Origin of the sequence: Clavibacter sp. A6099 (assembly GCF_021919125.1) — a bacterium.
GTDB classification, from domain to species: domain Bacteria; phylum Actinomycetota; class Actinomycetes; order Actinomycetales; family Microbacteriaceae; genus Clavibacter; species Clavibacter seminis.
Map to the genome: position 1 here is coordinate 2,916,540 of NZ_CP083439.1, position 15,875 is coordinate 2,932,414.

General features: G+C 69.1%; 13 protein-coding genes. 6 read left to right on the forward strand and 7 right to left on the reverse strand.

Features of this window, described 5'->3' with window-relative positions; translation table 11 throughout:
- Nucleotides 1-23 precede the first annotated feature (23 nt).
- The gene (locus tag KYT88_RS13780; RefSeq protein ID WP_043584366.1) at nt 24-602 is read right to left on the reverse strand and encodes an ANTAR domain-containing protein; all 579 of its coding nucleotides are present in this window, start codon (nt 600-602) and stop codon (nt 24-26) included.
- Between the two features lie 186 nt (nt 603-788).
- Complete coding sequence (locus tag KYT88_RS13785; RefSeq protein ID WP_043584368.1) at nt 789-1,601, reverse strand: hypothetical protein; 813 nt, start codon at nt 1,599-1,601, stop codon at nt 789-791.
- Between the two features lie 116 nt (nt 1,602-1,717).
- Here KYT88_RS13785 and KYT88_RS13790 point away from each other — a divergent pair, with 116 nt between their 5' ends.
- Nucleotides 1,718-1,900, forward strand: a complete 183-nt coding sequence (locus KYT88_RS13790; RefSeq protein ID WP_012039344.1) for a PspC domain-containing protein — start codon at nt 1,718-1,720, stop codon at nt 1,898-1,900.
- Nucleotides 1,901-1,987: 87 nt separating this feature from the next.
- Nucleotides 1,988-3,877, forward strand: a complete 1,890-nt coding sequence (locus tag KYT88_RS13795; protein ID WP_051629250.1) for an amidase family protein — start codon at nt 1,988-1,990, stop codon at nt 3,875-3,877.
- A 20-nt stretch (nt 3,878-3,897) separates the two neighbouring features.
- Here the strand turns inward: KYT88_RS13795 and KYT88_RS13800 are convergent, their stop codons facing one another.
- Nucleotides 3,898-5,409 carry an acid phosphatase gene (locus KYT88_RS13800; RefSeq protein WP_051629251.1) on the reverse strand — a complete coding sequence of 504 codons (1,512 nt, stop codon included), beginning with the start codon at nt 5,407-5,409 and terminating at the stop codon, nt 3,898-3,900.
- Nucleotides 5,410-6,476: 1,067 nt separating this feature from the next.
- On the reverse strand, nt 6,477-7,859 hold the full coding sequence (locus tag KYT88_RS13805) for a serine hydrolase domain-containing protein (RefSeq protein WP_043584370.1): 1,383 nt from the start codon (nt 7,857-7,859) through the stop codon (nt 6,477-6,479).
- A 339-nt stretch (nt 7,860-8,198) separates the two neighbouring features.
- On the opposite strand from KYT88_RS13805, the gene KYT88_RS13810 reads away from it, so the two are divergent.
- Nucleotides 8,199-8,606 carry a hypothetical protein gene (locus tag KYT88_RS13810; RefSeq protein WP_043584372.1) on the forward strand — a complete coding sequence of 136 codons (408 nt, stop codon included), beginning with the start codon at nt 8,199-8,201 and terminating at the stop codon, nt 8,604-8,606.
- 97 nt (nt 8,607-8,703) lie between these two features.
- Here KYT88_RS13810 and KYT88_RS13815 read toward each other — a convergent pair whose 3' ends face one another.
- From KYT88_RS13815 to KYT88_RS13825, 3 genes are all read right to left on the reverse strand, one after another.
- A complete protein-coding gene (locus KYT88_RS13815) occupies nt 8,704-9,309 on the reverse strand; it encodes a nitroreductase family protein (RefSeq protein ID WP_043584373.1) in 606 nt (201 codons plus the stop codon).
- Between the two features lie 114 nt (nt 9,310-9,423).
- Nucleotides 9,424-10,581 (reverse strand): Gfo/Idh/MocA family protein, encoded by a 1,158-nt coding sequence (locus KYT88_RS13820; protein ID WP_237583685.1) that lies wholly within the window; start codon nt 10,579-10,581, stop codon nt 9,424-9,426.
- Complete coding sequence (locus KYT88_RS13825) at nt 10,578-11,309, reverse strand: ThuA domain-containing protein (RefSeq protein WP_043584374.1); 732 nt, start codon at nt 11,307-11,309, stop codon at nt 10,578-10,580. The genes KYT88_RS13820 and KYT88_RS13825 overlap by 4 nt, the downstream gene beginning before the upstream one ends.
- Before the next feature lie 176 nt (nt 11,310-11,485).
- Between KYT88_RS13825 and KYT88_RS13830 the strand changes: the two genes are divergently transcribed.
- From KYT88_RS13830 to drt3b, 3 genes are all read left to right on the forward strand, one after another.
- A complete protein-coding gene (locus KYT88_RS13830; protein ID WP_043584376.1) occupies nt 11,486-12,304 on the forward strand; it encodes a sugar phosphate isomerase/epimerase family protein in 819 nt (272 codons plus the stop codon).
- A 106-nt stretch (nt 12,305-12,410) separates the two neighbouring features.
- Nucleotides 12,411-13,736: an antiviral reverse transcriptase Drt3a gene (gene drt3a, locus KYT88_RS13835; protein WP_081840901.1), complete on the forward strand. Its 1,326-nt coding sequence runs from the start codon at nt 12,411-12,413 to the stop codon at nt 13,734-13,736.
- A complete protein-coding gene (gene drt3b, locus KYT88_RS13840; protein ID WP_081840902.1) occupies nt 13,729-15,807 on the forward strand; it encodes an antiviral reverse transcriptase Drt3b in 2,079 nt (692 codons plus the stop codon). The genes drt3a and drt3b overlap by 8 nt, the downstream gene beginning before the upstream one ends.
- The last annotated feature ends 68 nt before the right edge of the window (nt 15,808-15,875 follow it).

The following is a 15,875-nucleotide window of genomic DNA, read 5'->3' on the forward strand; positions in this document are numbered from 1 at the left end:
GCGACGACGACGTCGCGATCCGCTCAGGCGCGGGGCAGCGCGCCCGTCTCCACCACGCGGCGCGCGACCTCGACGAGCTTCACGTTGCCGTCCTGCGAGTAGCGGCGCAGCACCTGGAACGCGCGGTCCGCGTCGAGCGAGAAGCGCTCCATCAGGATCCCCTGGGCCTGCCCGATGACGGATCGCGAGGCGAGGCCCAGGGCGAGGTCGTCCGCGGCGTCCCAGGCGGCGAGCGCGATGCGCGCGTGCACGGCGACCTCCTCGGCCACGGCGCTGTCGGCCGTGCCGAGCGCGCCGGTCGCGCGGTGGAGGGCGACAGCGCCGCCCGCATCCGGGCGCGCGTCGGCGGCGGCGTCCAGCGCGACGAGCAGCAGCTGGGAGCCGACGGGCGGGACGGGCTCGGCGAGGAGCGCCCCGAGGGCGGCGCCGCTCTCCCCCGCGACCGCGACGCCGGACGCGCGCGGCAGCACCACGCCGGCACCCGTCGCGGTCGAGGCGTCGAGGAGCGCGGCCAGCAGGAGGTCGACGCCCGCGGCGCGGCTCGGGGCGGCGTGGAACGCCGCGACGACGCGGGCGGGCAGGGCCGACCGGTGCTGCTCCATCCCGTCCTCCGCTGCGATCAGGGGGCGTCGGCGGCTCCTCGGGCGTTCGCGTGCCCGACCCGCCGCGTCGCGGGGAGACGCCGAGCCCGGCTCGACCGTTCGAGTATCGCACCATGGGTTTGTACCCAAAGCGTTGGGCGCGACAACTCACGGGGAGCCGTTCGCAGGCGACGCGAGGCCGGCGGATCAGGCCGCGACGGTCGTGCTGCGCCATGCAGGCGAGTCGCCGCCGACCTGCCACACGAGCGTGACCGCATCCGGGGCGTCGTCGCCGTCCGTCCAGGCGGAGGTGTCGAGCTCGAGCAGACGACCGGATCCCGCGGCGGCGAGCCCGACCGGCACCTCGGTCCCGTCGATCCACGCCCACGCCGTGTCCGGGTAGCCGACGAGCCCGCCGTCCTCCGTGCCGCCCTCGGGTGCGGCGAACGCGACGGACATCGGGCGCGAGGTGTCGACGTCGGGTGCCGGGTCGGCCGATCCCTCGGGTCCGGCGGCCGGGTTCCGCCACTCGTAGGGCGTCGCGCCGGCCGCGGGCACGACGTGGTCGTCGAGCAGGAGCCCCTGGCCGGTGTCGCGCACGATCCAGGCGTCGGCCACGTCGCCGTCCACCGCGGAGACGAGCGTGAACGCACCCTCGGGACCCTCGGCCGCGACGGGCTCCACCGTGCGGAGGCGCTCCGCCTCCTCCGGGGAGACGGTGCCCGCCCGGCCGAACGAGGCGACGTAGGACTCCCGGGATCCGGCCGACTCCTGCGCCTCGGGCGTGAGCATGGCCCACGCCGCGTCGGCGTCGCCGGCCGCGACGGCGTCGAGGTACGCGGCGACGAGCGCGACCTCCGCGCTCGGGGCCGCGGCATCGTCGCCGTCGCCCGCGGGCGACGTCTCGACGGACTCGGGGACCGGCAGCGGGACGGGTCGCCCCTCGTCCGAGCCGGTGCACGACGTCATGACGACCGCGGACGAGGCGATCAGGACCAGGGGCAGCAGGCGGATCCTCATCCCCTCACGCTAATTCCGGCAGGCGAGGGAATCCAGGGACTCCCACGGGCTGCCCAGCTGCGGATCACGGGCCGCGCGTCCGGTGCCGACGCAGGCGCGCCTGCCATGCTCGACGCATGGCCTCCCTCACCCGTCCCCGTCGCGGCAAGATCATCGCCGGCGTCTGCGCCGCCCTCGCCGACCGCTTCGGCATCAGCCGCTTCCTCGTCCGCCTGCTGTTCGTGCTCTCCATCGTGCTGCCGGGCCCGCAGGTGCTCCTGTACCTGATCCTCTGGATCGTCTTCCCCAAGCAGCGCTGACCCGGGATCGTCCCGCGACCGAAACGCCCCCGCAACACCTGATTCCCAGACTGGGGAGACACCTCTCCCCCGCCTGGATGGAATCGCATGCCCGCTCGTCGCCGCGCCCGTGCCCGGATCCACGCCGGCGGTCGCGCCCTCGCCACGGCCGCGCTCGCGGTCGGGCTGGCGGCGGGCGGCGGGGTCGTCGCGGAGCCCGCCCGGGCAGACGCCGACGCCGCGGCACCGGCAGCTCCCGCCGTCGTCGACCTGGGCGTCGCCGACGCGGTCGCGCTCCTCGACGCCGGATCCACCACCTCCGTCGCGCTGACCCGCGCCTACCTCGCGCGCATCGACGCGTATGACGACCGGGGCGACGACGGGCCGGGCCTCCAGGCCGTCATCACCACGAACCCCGAGGCGCTCGCGACCGCCGCCACGCTCGACGCGGAGCGCGCGGCCGGCACGATCCGCGGCCCCCTGCACGGCGTGCCGATCGTCGTGAAGGACAACCACGCCACAGCCGACATGCCCACCACGGTCGGCAGCGCGGCGCTCCGCGACTACCGCACGACGGCCGACTCCACCGCGGTCGCGCGGCTGCGGGCGGCCGGCGCGATCATCCTCGCGAAGACGAACATGTCCGAGTTCGCGTGGCACGGCACCTACACGCTGGGCTCCGCGCGCGGCCGCACCGCGAACCCGTACGACCGGTCGTGGAGCGCGAGCGGATCCAGCGGCGGCACGGGCGCGGCGGTGGCTGCCGCCTACGCGCCTGCGGGCCTCGGCACGGACTCGTGCGGATCCATCCTGGGACCGGCCGCGCACCAGTCGCTCGTCGGCTTCCGGCCGACGATGGGCCTCACGAGCACGGCCGGCATCGTGCCGCTCTCGCCTCGGCAGGACGTGTCCGGGCCGATGACCACCACGGTCGCCGACGCCGCGCTCCTCACCGAGGTGCTCGCGGGGCGCGACCCGGCGGATCCGCTCACCGAGATCGCCGACCAGCAGGCCACCGACGCGTACGTCGCCGGCCTGTCGACCACCGCCCTCGCCGGGAAGCGCATCGGCTACGTCCGCTGGGACATCCCGGAGGATCCCGAGCGGCCGGGCCTCGCCGAGACGAGCGCCCTCATGGACCGGGCCGTCCGCGACCTCGAGGCCCAGGGCGCCGAGGTCGTGGACGTTCCGCTCACGCAGGAGTTCGTGGAGGGGACGCTGCAGAGCGGCGGATGGCGCGACATGCGCCCGGCGATCGACCGCTTCCTCCGCGAGACCCCGGCCACCTGGCCGGCCCGCGTCGCGGCTCGCACGGAGCCCGCCGACGTGCTCTCCTTCGCCGACGTGATGGCCGACCGGCCGAGCGCCCTCACCGACTCCGACATCGCGTACTTCCTCAGCCAGGAGGACGTCCCGAACCCCGACCACGACCGGTCGATCGCGGAGCAGGACGCGGGCAAGGCCGCCATGGACGCGTTCTTCGTCGAGCAGGGCATCGACGCGCTCGCGATGCCGACGAGCGCCACCACCGCCACGCCGACCTGGGCCGGCACCACGTTCTGCGACGTCGGCGCGAACACCGGGATCCCGACGATCTCCGTCCCTGCCGGCTTCACCTCGACGGGCGCTCCCGTCGGCCTCGAGCTCGCCGCGCCCCGCAGCCACGATGGCGACCTGCTCGCGATGGCCTTCGCGTACGAGCAGGCGACCCGGCACCGGGTCGCGCCGGGGACGACGCCGGAGCTGGTGGCGGATGCGGCGCCCGAGGTGGCACCCGAGACGGGAGACGAGGAGGCGGACGCCGACGGGACGACGACCGGAGCGGGGTCCCCGGGATCCGCCCCGCAGGCCGCCGGCGCTGCGCGCATCGCCGGGGTCGGCGTCAACACGCTCGCGCAGAACGCCGTGATCGCCGCGTGCCTCGCGCTCGTCGGCGGGGCGGTCATGGCGGTCGGCGTCCTGCGTCGCCGCCGGTCTCCCGGCGACCGCGACGGCTGAACCCGCGACGCGCGCCCGCGTCAGCCGCGCGCGCTCCGTCGCCGGCGCCGACGCACGAGCACCAGTCCCCCGCCGGCGACCAGCAGGCCGAGGGCCGCGGCGACGGCACCGGGAGCGAGGTCGGATCCGGTGCGGGCGAGCGTCGCAGCGTGCGCGGTGCCGCGGGTCGCGGGGTGCGCCGCTGCGGCGGATCCACGTGTCGTCGCGCCGGGGTCCGCCGCGGCGGCCGAGGACGCCGAGCCGGGCGACGGATCCACGGTCGCGGCGCCCGCGAGGGAGACGGTGCCGTCAGCGGCGACCGTCACCTTCGCGGTCATCGCGGCCGCGAGGTCGATGCGCTCCCAGCTGCCTGCCGTGCCGAGGTCGAGCGGCTCGCCCGAGTCGATCGCGGTGAGGGCGAGCACCTGGCGGCGCTGCGCGTCGGTGAGGTCGGGGTGGCTGGTGCGGAGGAGCGACTCGGCGCCGTCCGGCACGGTCATCGGCTGGCCGGCGGTGCCCACGAGCGGGAAGCCGTACGTCAGCCGCTGGCGGTAGACCGCGAGCGCCTGGTCGGTCGGCAGGTAGGGGGTGTCCGCGGCGATGCAGACCGCGAGCGTCGCGCCGCATCCGGCCTCGAGCACCTGCCGCAGCTCCGTCGTGGCCTGGGCGAAGAGATCGCGGAACTCGGGGTCGGCCCAGCGGCGCTGCACGATCTTCTGGCCCATCATGTGGCCGGCCATCACGTCGATCGGGTAGTGCGCGCCCATGACGATGCGGTTGTTCCCCGCGTCGGACGCGCGGGCGAGGATCTGCGGGGCGAGCTCCGGCAGCATCGTCGCGAGCGAGACGCCCTGCCAGAACGCCTGCGACGTGTGGCCGCTCGGGTAGGAGCCGTCCTGCCCGGCCCACGCGTTGCCGCCGGGCTTGTCGCGGTACTGGAGGCGCTCGGGGAAGCGGACGTAGGGGCGCGGGTTCGCGTAGTGGTTCTTGGCCGGGCCCGTCGACCCGCCGCGGCCGACGAGGCCGTTCTCCTTGTTGAGGAGCGCCGCCGTCTTCGGCAGCTGCCCGGCATCGCGCGCGGACTTGTAGATCGCACCGAGGCGGGCGCCCAGGCCGTCGGACATCGACACGGACATGTCGGCGTACTGGTCGATGATCGCGCGGTCCGACTGCGCCTTCGGAGCGGTCTGGTTGATCTGCACGGTCATGTCGTCGTTGAGCTGCATGATGTCCGGCCGGCCGCTCTTCAGCGCCGGGAACGCGTCGAGCATGGGGACGAAGTCGTAGGTCGCGTCCGACGCGTAGACGTGGTCGATCGTGGCCTGGTCGAAGTGTGCGGGCGAGGTCGCCGCCTGGGCCGAGGACGCACCCGGACCCGCGAGCACGACCGCGAGGATCGCGGTGGCGGAGAGGATCGCGGCGATGCGGGCGCGCGGACGGACGGTCGTGATGGCGGGGATGATGGTGCCTTCCGTGGGGTCGTCGGCCGATCGGCCTCCCGCACCGTAGGGAGGGGCCGTGGCCGCGCGCCCTCCGCCGGGTGAACCGCGCATGGACGTCCGGCGAGGGGGAGGGATCGTTCCCGGCGGCCCTTGCGTCAGCGCCCAGAACCTCGCCATCTCGGCGGCCTGGCTGTCGCGGGCGAGATCGTCATCCCCGCAGGCCGCGCGCGGCAGGCGCCGCCTGCCGCGCCTCGCCACCTGAACGGCGCCTTCACCAACCTCTGCCCTGCCGCTGCGGTACGGACCCTATGGGACCGGCTCGACGCCTCATGCCCGCATCACGGCGCCCCGATTCCACAGCGCGAGCGATGCCCAGGACCTGCTTGCAGACGACGACAAAAGAAGAAGCTTCACCACTCGGCCCCCATTGACGCTGGAGTCATCCACACGTTGCCTCCTGTCCCGGATTCTGCTCGGATGAGGCATCCGAACCTCCGCGAGAAGGGAAGCACCATGCACGCTCCGACGCGACGCACCTGCTCCATCGCTGCCGCGATTCTCCTGTACATCACTTCGATGACCACCGCTACCGCCGCGCAGGCGGATGAAGTCGCTCATCTCGATGCGCCTCCGCCCGCGGGGGGAGAAGGAGGAGGGGGCACGACGCCCTGGTACATCACGGCAGTGTGCGGTGGCGAGAACTTCAAGGACAGGAACCCGAGTGACTGCCATAGCGATTACACGGTCTACGACATCCGTGGCGATCGGCCTACTGTCCTCCTGCGTCTCGAGGGGCCGAGGCAAGACGCATGGGCTGCGATAGAGCAGGGATATCAAGCTGCCCAAGACTGGTGCGCGACCAACAGTCTCACCTGCTCAGTCGTGACTTCCGTCGGTGTCAGCCTGGCGCTCGGGTGGCTGGGTCCGACGAATGGCTAGGAATCTGAGAACCGCCATCGCGACCGCGTTCGCCTTCCTCATCTCCACCGTCGTCTTCATGCTCCTGGGAGGTCATGTCGATGCGCTGACCCTGAGTGTGATCGCGGCCGTGTGCGCCAGCGCCGCGCTGATCCGGAGATGGACGCGGAACAAGACGAGAGCGAATCCGCCGCCTACGGGATGAGCCCCCGTGCGGCGGCGGATAGCGCACGCCACCGCTGAGCCGAGCAGCCGGCGCGTCAGCCGCGCGACCGCGGCACCATCACCCGGGTCCAGCGCTCGAGCGTCATGCCGCCGCCCGCGCGTATCCGGTCGACGGAGCCGTCCGGCGCTCGGTCGACCGTGACCTCCTCGCCGACGGATCCGAACCCGTCGCCCTCCACGATGCGCGCCGACGAGTCGCCCGTGCGCTCGAGCACGTCCACGGAGTCGAGCGGGTGCTCCGCGGTCGGGTCGATGCGGAGGAAGCGGTCGCCGATCACCTGGAAGTCCTGAAGGCCCCAGACGTTCGCGAAGCGGCCGGCGAAGGGGGCGTCGACCGCGGCGCGCTGCTCCTCGGTGGCGGCGGAGTCGGCGAGCAGCAGCTCGAGGATGCCCGTGCTGAGGGCCGTGGCCGGGCCGTCGATCGCGTTGGTGAGGACGGTGACGGCCCAGCCGCTCACGGGATCCACCGCCGTGCGCGTGATGTGGCCGGGGTACCCGCCCGAGTGGCCGATGACCGTGGCCTCGTGGGCTCCGGATCCGACGCGCTCGATGATGAGGCCGTAGCCGTAGCGGCGGGTGCCCGCGGGATTCGCGCTCGTCGTGTAGCGCGGCCGCTGCTGGACGCGCTTCGACGCGGCCGAGATGAGCCGCTCGTCGTCCGGCAGCACGAGCGCGGAGAAGAAGGAGACGAGCTCGGACGCGGTGCTCGTGACACCGGTGGCCGCGGCCATCGCACGCGTGTCGACGTGCGGGAGGACGCTGCGCTCGCGCGACGTGCGTAGCGAGGTGGACGCCGCCGCGTACTCGTCAGCGCGCTCCGGGACGTACTCGGCGGTGGTGTCGCGGAGGCCGAGAGGCGCGGCGATCCGCTCGGCGAGGTAGTCCGCGAAGGACAGGCCGGACGCCGCCTCGATCACGAGGCCGAGCAGCGAGTACCCGATGTTCGAGTAGTTGAACGCGGTGTCGGGCGCGACCTTGGCGATGCCGGGCGAGGTCGCGATGGCGATCAGGTGCGCGCGGTCGGGGAACGGGCCGGAGTGCTGCCAGTGGTCGCCGTCGAACCCGTCGCGGAGGACGCCCGCGCCGTGCTCGAGGAGGGCGGCGATCGTGACGTCGGCGAGCTCGGATTTCGCCTCGGCCAGCTCGGGCACGTGCTGGCCGAGCCTGTCGTCGAGGCGGAGGGCACCCTGCTCCACGAGCTGGAAGACGGCGGTGGCGGCGAACGACTTGGAGTGCGACGCGACGCGGAAGAGGTGGCCGGGAGTGAGCGGCGCGTCGGTGGTGGGATCCGCGACGCCGAACGCCTCCGACAGCACGACCTCGCCGTGCCGGGCGATGGCGACCTGGGCGCCGGGGACGCGGGTCTGCCAGACGCGGTGGTCGAGCCAGGTGCGGACGTAGTCGAGGATCTCGCTCATGGGGGCGCTCCGGGGATCGGGGACGGCGGGCGTGCCGGACTCTACGCGACCCGCGCTCGCCCCCGCCTGATCCGCCGAGCGAACCGCGAGGACCCGGCCGCATCCGCGGAGCGAACGTCTGGCGCTCCTCGCTGGGTGCCTCCTGGACGGGCGGGACGATCGACGGGCCCGTCCCGTCTCCTGGGTGACGCACCACCCGACAGGAGCAGCCATGGACGACCCGACCCGCGGATCACGTGCCGCGCAGACCGCATCCGCACCCGCCCGCGCGGCCCGAGCGCACCGCCCCGCCGGAACCGCGCGCCCGACCGGAGCCGCCTCCGTCCGAGGAGCCGCGCGATGAGCGCCCGCTCGGCCGGCCCCGTCCTCCGCCGCCGCCCGCGGGCCACGCGCGCGGCCGCCGTCACCGGGCTCGTCGTGGCGATCGTGGTCGTGGTCGTCGTGCTGCTGCCCGTGCTGGGCTTCATCGGCGCGGCCGACGCGGCCACCGCCGGCCAGCTCGACGTGCCCGTGACCCTCATCGCCCTCGGCGTGGGCGTGTCCCTCGTGGTCGCGGTCGTGATGGTCGGCATCGCCGCCCGCACCCGGGACGGCCGTGTCGCGTGGATCGCGGCGGTGTCGGCAGTGGTCGCGACCCTCGTCGGATCCGTCTGGCCGCTCGTCGCCACCACCATCGCGAGCGTCGACCAGGTGCAGGACGCGATCCCGTTCGTGCAGGACCTCATCGGGCGCGTGCTGGGGAGCTGACGCATCCGCCTGACCCGAGGCGCCTCCCCGGCTCCGGCTCCCGGACGCACCAGCGGCCGCCGACCCGTGGGTCGGCGGCCGCCGTCGTGCAAGGGGACTACTCGCGGACGAGCACCAGCTCGGAGAGCGGCAGGCGCGAGCGCGGCGCGGTCTCGCGCTCGGCGAGCGGGCCCTCGAGCGCGTCGGCCGGGGCGACCGTGCCGACGGCCGTGACCGTGAGCGGCTGCAGGTTCTCGGGCAGGTCGAACGCGGCGGACAGCTTGTCGAACTCGACGCCGGCCATCTGGTGCGTGTGCAGGCCCTCGGCCTGCGCCTGGACGGAGAGGTGGGCGACGGCCTGGCCGAGGTCGTACGCGGCATAGGGGCGCTTCTCGCCCTCGACGGTGGAGGTCTCGGCGATGGCGACGACGAGCGCCGAGGCGTTCACGGCCCATGCGGCGTTGAAGCCGACGAGCGAGTCGACGATGGTGTCGAACGCGTGCGTGCCGCGGCGGGCGGCGATGAAGCGGCGCGGCTGCTGGTTGCTGGCGGACGGCGCCCAGCGCGCGGCCTCGAGGAGGGCGTCGAGCTGCTGGTCGGAGACGGTGGCGTCCGTGTCGAAGGAGCGCGGGCTCCAGCGGGCGTCGAGCTCGCGCACGATCGGCACGGCGGTGTCGGCGGTGCGGGCGGTGGAGGGGGTGGTGGCGTCCTCGGTGAGGGTCATGGCGGATCCTTCTGTCGATGTCGGGGATGCGGCACTCCGTCGGGCCTCGCGGATCACAATGCGGGACGCGGCCCGGCTATTCCTGGGCGTCGCCGGGCCGGTCCCGCGGGCGGGCTACTCGGCGAGCGGATCCACCACGTCCTCGAAGCGGCCCGACTCCGCGGAACGGCCGGCCGCCTCCATCAGCGCGAGGCTGCCGAGGTTGTCTCGGCCGCTCGTCTCGGGCGGCGGGCCGCCGAGGATCGAGAGGGCGAACGCGCGCAGGCCCGCGGCGCGGCCGATGAGCGGCAGGGTCTCGAGGTCGAGCTCGCGCTCGGCGCCGTCGGCGTCGCGGATCCCGACCCGGTCGGCCGAGACGCCCTCGCCGCGGCTCGTGAAGGTCAGCTCGCCGTCCTCGCCGGAGATGCGCCACTCGCCCGACCACGGAGTGACCGGCCCGCGGTGCAGCCAGCTGCCGCGGTAGTCGACGATCAGGCCGCCCTCCAGCTCGATGACCATGGAGGCGACCGCGGGGTCGCGGTAGTGGCTGAACGACGGGCGGCTGGTGCGCGCGAACACGCGCACGGCCTCTCGGCCGGTGACCATGCGGATCAGGTCGAAGTGGTGGATCGCCATGTCGTTGATGATCGGCTGCGGGAACCGGTAGTGCGGGTAGTCGTCGGGCTCGTCGTTGTCCCACTGGCGGAAGTCGATCTCGATGGTCGCGACCTCGCCGAGCGCGTCGGCCGCGAGCAGCTCGCGCACGCGCCGCGGCGCCGGGTACCAGCGGTAGTTCTGGCTGACCTGCACGATGAGGCCGAGCTCCTCGCCGCGGCGGACCACGGCGGCGGCCTCCGCGGTCGAGTTCGCGAACGGCTTCTCGACGATCACGTGCTTGCCGGCCTCGAGCGCCTCGAGGGCGAGCGGCGCGTGCGTGACGGCCGGCGCGGTGACGATGACGGCGTCCGCCTCCACCGCGGCGAGCGCGTCGGCGAGCGAGGCGAATGCGGCGGACGCGGGGAGTCCGAGCAGGGCGCGGACCCTCTCGCGGGTGGGCTCGCTCGGATCCACGATCGCAGCGACCTCGATCTCGGCGACCGCCGGGACCGCGTTGCGCGCCCAGTCGCCGCCCCAGCCGCCGAGGCCCACGTGGATCACGCGGACGCGGGGGCCGGAGTAGGCGGGCGGGGTCGGGTCGGTCGCCGACGCGGGAGCGGCCTGGGCCGCCGGCGTCCCCGGTGCGGCGGGCGCGGCGGGCGTCGCCGCTGAACCTGCTCGATCGGTGGCGCTCATCGGGCGAGGAACCAGTCGCGCGGGTGCTCGTCGGCCGTCAGGTCGGCGCGGCCGTCCGTCGGCGCGACCCAGCGGGCGGCGTTCGCGAGCACGCGGCGGATGTCGGGGTGGTGGTACACGGGGTACTCCTGGTCGCCGGGCGAGAAGTAGAAGACCCGTCCGCGGCCGCGGTGGTACGCGACGCCCGAGCGGAAGACCTCGCCGCCCGCGAAGGTGGAGAGGAACACCTCCTCGTCGGGACGCGGGATGTCGAACTGCTCGCCGTACATCTCCTGCCGGTCGATGACGATCGGGTGCGGGATCCCGGCGGCGATGGGGTGCTGCGGCGCGATGGTCCACACCAGCTCGCGCTCGCCGTCGTTCCGCCACTTCAACGAGCACGTCGTGCCCATGAGGCGCGTGAAGACCTTCGAGTAGTGACCGGAGTGCAGCACGACGAGGCCCATGCCGGCGTGCACGTGGCGGATCACGCGTGCGACGACCTCGTCGGACACCTCGCCGTGCGCGACGTGGCCCCACCAGTAGAGGACGTCCGTGGCGGCTAGGCGCTCCTCGGTGAGGCCGTGCTGATCCTCCTGGAGGGTCGCGGTGCTCACGCGCGCGTCGTCGCCGAGCAGCTCGCGGAGGCCGTCCGCGACGACGGCGTGGATCCCGTCCGGGTAGTGCGACAGGACCGTCGCGTCCCCCCGGCTCTCGTGCACGTTCTCGTTCCAGACGACGATGTCCATGGCGCTCCTCGTTCGGCGGTGATCGGGGGTTCGGGACGTGCGCCGGACGTCTCCGGCCCGAGATCGGCCGTGACGCGGCGGATGCCCGCGCCTACGATCGTACGCATGCCCCGCGCCGATGCGGGCGACCCGGGAGGCCGCATGACCGCCAGCGACGACGACCGCGGAGCGATCCGATGATCGGCCCCACCGACAAGGCCGTCCACGCCTGGTCCCTCGACGGGACGCTCGGGCATCCCCGCGTCCCCGGCCCGGACGGATCCGGCGCCGTCACCCGCGCGGCCGGCGCCCTCGACCTCCTCGACCTGCCCGCCGAGCTCGCGCGCCGCGGGTACGCGGGCGTGCAGCTCGCCCACTTCCAGCTGCCCACGCGCGACGCGTCGTACCTCGCGGAGCTGCGGGCCGCGCTCGCGTCGTCCGGCGTCGTGCTCGACGCGTTCCTCGTCGACGACGGCGACCTAACGCACCCCACCGACGCCGACCTGCACGAGCGGTGGATCTCCGGGCAGCTCGACGACGCCCTCGCCCTGGGCGCCGACCACGCCCGCGTCGGCGCCGGCCGCAGCGCGCCGACGCCCGAGCTGCTCGCGTCGAGCGCGCGCCGGCTGTCGCGGCTCGCGCACGACCACCCGGGCATCCAGGTGGTCGTCGAGAACTGGCGCGAGATGATGACCGACGCGGACGCCGTGCTCGCCCTGCTCGCGGACGCCGGCGAGATCCGCCTCCTCATCGACCTCGGCAACTGGACCATGCCCGACAAGCACGAGCAGCTCGCCCGCATCGCCGAGTTCGCGGTCACGTGCCACGCCAAGGCCCACCGCCACGACGACGGCCGCCTCGACGACGTCGACTACGCCCGCTCCCTCCGCGTGCTCCAGGACGCCGGCTTCACGGGGGCGCTCGCGATGGTGAACGAGTCGAGCCGGCCCGACGGATCCGACGACTGGGACGGCCTCGAGCAGGAGCACGAGGTGGTGCGGCGCGTCTTCGATTGACGAGCGAGCAATGCGGCCAACCTAGCCAGGAAAAGGGACCTCTGCGCCAGCAGACCAATATGCGGCTCGACATTAGTTCAAACCGACCGTTTTTTGAAATGAGTCAATGCACCAGTCATTCGCCCCTCAACACCTTCGGGCCATTTGGGACGCGCAAACGCGCAAGGGAGATAAGCTACTAGTCTTCTACCCTACCGTCGCCCTTCTCTTCAAAGATCGACGCAAGGCTCACGATGAACCCTTCCTTCGGCGCTCCCCTATGGACCCAGCGCCCAAGAACATACAGGAGCACTATGCTTACGTAAGCGAGAAGGCAGAAAAGGCGCTGACGGCAGCCCTGCAGATAACGAGCGCCAGTATTGTGAACCAGGTTTCGCAAGGGACGTTCTCGTGGAATCTACAAGTGAGCCGGCAACTGAAGGGGCGTCAACTCTACAAGACGGGCGACACAGCCGAAGCCTTTTTTGTAGACAAGCAGCTGCAATACATACTGCGAAAACTTCTCCGCAACAGATCCGATTCGCGACAGGCGGCGGTAGCTGGCCTCATACAAACTCTAGGCAACCATATGCCAAAGTTAGTGGTTCGAACGGACATACATAGTTTTTACGACAGCATTGATCACGACATACTTCGAAAGCTGATCGATCGCCAACCACTTACGCCGACGATTAAGACGCTGCTACACGCATTCCTCCGTGAGATGTCAACTTTGACCGGGAGGGACACAGGTATCCCCGCCGGGGTAGGGCTTAGTGCGACGCTCGCTGAGCTATATGTTCAAGATCTTGACGAAACACTCCGCAAACTGCCCCGAGTGTTGTACTACGCTCGATACGTTGACGATATTGTGCTCGTATTTGGCGAGACATATTACAACGAATTGGATGCGAGCAGACAGTTAGGGCTGATTGACGCCGGCTTGACGAGCATATCCCTAATGCGATCGTCCGATAAGACGCACTGCTCTTCAATGCAAAGCATCCAAGTGTTGCCGCGATTCGACTTTCTCGGCTACGAAATATCGTACTCAGGCTCAATAAAAGTAAGATTGTCGCACGTGCGCAAGCAGACCCTGCACGACAGAGTAAAAAGCACGTTCGACGTCTGGGACCGCGAGCCCACCCCATCGGACGGTGCTCAGAAGCGGCTTGCGGATCGGGTAAGATTTATCACAAGCAATACAAGACTGGCCAACAATAAGCGCAACGCAATGATTGGCGTGTACTTTAGCAACCCCCATTTGACCGACTTGGATCAGCTGCGAGGGCTAGATCGGTATCTCCAGCGTCGCCTAGATACCGCCAGAATCTCCGCTCCCCTGAAGGATAAACTCATGCAGTGCAGCTTTGAACAGGGGTACAAAACCCGTGAGATGCGCCGCTGGACCCAATTTGAGACTGATCGCATTAAGCGAGCCTGGAATGCCTAAGCGGACTCAAGGAATACGCAAGGTTGACGCTCGAGTTCTACTTAGCGACATACTGCCGTATGAAGTGCCGCCAAGCTTCAACAACCGTGGCTTTTATGATTTTGTGCACAAGCACAAATTGTACGTGAATGACGACGGTCCGCATGCCCGCGTAGGAAGCACCCATCTTCAGTCTCTGCTTGCCATCATCTTAGGGAGAAGCGTCTCTTATCCCAGTGGCGCTAACGAGGGAGATCGAGTAACACTCGAAAAAAGTGGCGACATAGCGCGCATTTCGACCGTTCCTTTCCAATACACCGTGAGACACCGCTCGAATGATTACCGGACTCTTACCATCCCCCATCCGGCAGCTCAACTCGATATTGTTGATTTCTATCGGCAGCATTCAGATTTGATCCTTTATCACACCAACAAGAGCAACTACACGCTCCGGCGCCCGACGAGGGTCGCGCGATACTCAAATACGCGCGATTGGCTATTTGAAAGCAAACTCACTAAAGAGCTGGGAACAGTCGAAGAGGACAACAAGGAGTCGGACTGGATCCGCTCATACTTTACGTACAAGCAATACTCGAACATCTATAAATTCTACGACTCTGCAGAATATCGAGCCTGTGAGCGACAATATGGCTACTTAGTCAAAGTAGATATTGCGAAATGCTTTGATAGCATATACACACATTCGATTTCGTGGGCGACAGAAGGGCATGACGCCGTCAAAGCCGCCCTTATGCACCACCGCCATGCCCTGAAGAAGACCTTTGGCGACAAGTTCGACACACTCATGCAGCGACTTAATCACAACGAGACAAGTGGCATAACAACTGGTTCTGAAGTATCTCGCATTTTTTCCGAAGTGATCCTTCAGGCCGTGGATGTTTCAGTAGAAGCAGACTTGCTTGCGGCACATCTTCGGCAGGGGATTGACTATCAGATCCTACGTTACGTAGATGACTACTTTATTTTTCTCGCCAAAGCAGACGACCGCGAGCGAGTGATACAAATTCTTGCCGACCATCTTCGCAAGTACAAGTTGCGGTTGAACGCGGCGAAAGAACAAGGTGAGCACACGCCTTGGCTATCTCCTCTTTCTATCGCCAAAGACAGAGTGCGGCGGCTCATTCACGAACACGCGTCCCTCGGCGATAAGGACATGAAACCAGGCGCCCTTCCAAGCCCATACATCGACACGGCCGCATTGATCGTTGGCTATAAGGCGATTTTGATGGACACAGGCGTGAGTCACTTTGATCTTGCCAATTATGCCCTTTCACGGTGCGAAAGACGAATGGAAGCACTATTTCGCCCAGCGCTATCTATCATGCAGGACGACGTCGGCAGCGACATCGGGGTTGGCGACAGCTATAGTGAAGAAGAACGCAGCCGGCACCTGCAGCGGGTGTCTAACGCATTAGTTTACTTACTCGATTTCTCGTTCTTTGTGTACTCAGGTGCGCCGCGGATGAGCCCCGTTGTGAAGTTGGCTCGCATCGTAAGTAGCGCCTTACGCTTTTGCCGATCTTTGCCTGTCAAGTTCGATGATCGCGAACGACTTGAACTTATTATTCACCGAGAGCTGTCACAGCAGTTAACTCGTACCGCAGAAGCCGCCTGGCCAGGGCCAGTAACAGCTACCCTGTTAGATTGCATGGCAGATTTGGGGCCGCGCTACTCAGATACTCAGGAACAGGTGGCGACTTGGTGCGGCTTCGAGTCGAAAGACACCGGATATCTCCCACCGAAGCATATGAATGCCCTTCTTCTTTTTAGCATGATGTTGTACATGCGAGACACAATCAAGTACAAGGAGCTAGCGGATTCGTGTAACGACTGGATAATGCTTGTGCAAGTGAAGGATCAGAATGATGCCGAACGTGCTCTGGTCGCATTGAACGTCGTAACGTGCCCCTGGATGTCGCAGTTAATGAAGGACAACGTACTGAGGTCCTACGGCTCTCCCTCTGGCACACGGATGACAGCAGGAGGAGACGGGGAGTACTGGAACGTGAACTGGGAAGGGTTCGATCTGTACTCCGCTCTACAGGGCAAGCGACTTTATGAGGTTTACTAAGGGTGCGCACGGCAAGCCCTTCGGGGCCACACACCAGCGCGGAGCGTGATGCCGCATAAATCGCCAGC

Excerpts from the sequence above, each read along its gene's own strand:
- KYT88_RS13780 (WP_043584366.1), bottom strand. The coding sequence starts at position 602 with ATGGAGCAGCACCGGTCGGCCCTGCCCGCCCGCGTCGTCGCGGCGTTC.
- KYT88_RS13785 (WP_043584368.1), bottom strand. The coding sequence starts at position 1,601 with ATGAGGATCCGCCTGCTGCCCCTGGTCCTGATCGCCTCGTCCGCGGTC.
- KYT88_RS13790 (WP_012039344.1), top strand. The coding sequence starts at position 1,718 with ATGGCCTCCCTCACCCGTCCCCGTCGCGGCAAGATCATCGCCGGCGTC.
- KYT88_RS13795 (WP_051629250.1), top strand. The coding sequence starts at position 1,988 with ATGCCCGCTCGTCGCCGCGCCCGTGCCCGGATCCACGCCGGCGGTCGC.
- KYT88_RS13800 (WP_051629251.1), bottom strand. The coding sequence starts at position 5,409 with ATGCGCGGTTCACCCGGCGGAGGGCGCGCGGCCACGGCCCCTCCCTAC.
- KYT88_RS13805 (WP_043584370.1), bottom strand. The coding sequence starts at position 7,859 with ATGAGCGAGATCCTCGACTACGTCCGCACCTGGCTCGACCACCGCGTC.
- KYT88_RS13810 (WP_043584372.1), top strand. The coding sequence starts at position 8,199 with ATGAGCGCCCGCTCGGCCGGCCCCGTCCTCCGCCGCCGCCCGCGGGCC.
- KYT88_RS13815 (WP_043584373.1), bottom strand. The coding sequence starts at position 9,309 with ATGACCCTCACCGAGGACGCCACCACCCCCTCCACCGCCCGCACCGCC.
- KYT88_RS13820 (WP_237583685.1), bottom strand. The coding sequence starts at position 10,581 with ATGAGCGCCACCGATCGAGCAGGTTCAGCGGCGACGCCCGCCGCGCCC.
- KYT88_RS13825 (WP_043584374.1), bottom strand. The coding sequence starts at position 11,309 with ATGGACATCGTCGTCTGGAACGAGAACGTGCACGAGAGCCGGGGGGAC.
- KYT88_RS13830 (WP_043584376.1), top strand. The coding sequence starts at position 11,486 with ATGATCGGCCCCACCGACAAGGCCGTCCACGCCTGGTCCCTCGACGGG.
- drt3a (WP_081840901.1), top strand. The coding sequence starts at position 12,411 with ATGCACCAGTCATTCGCCCCTCAACACCTTCGGGCCATTTGGGACGCG.
- drt3b (WP_081840902.1), top strand. The coding sequence starts at position 13,729 with ATGCCTAAGCGGACTCAAGGAATACGCAAGGTTGACGCTCGAGTTCTA.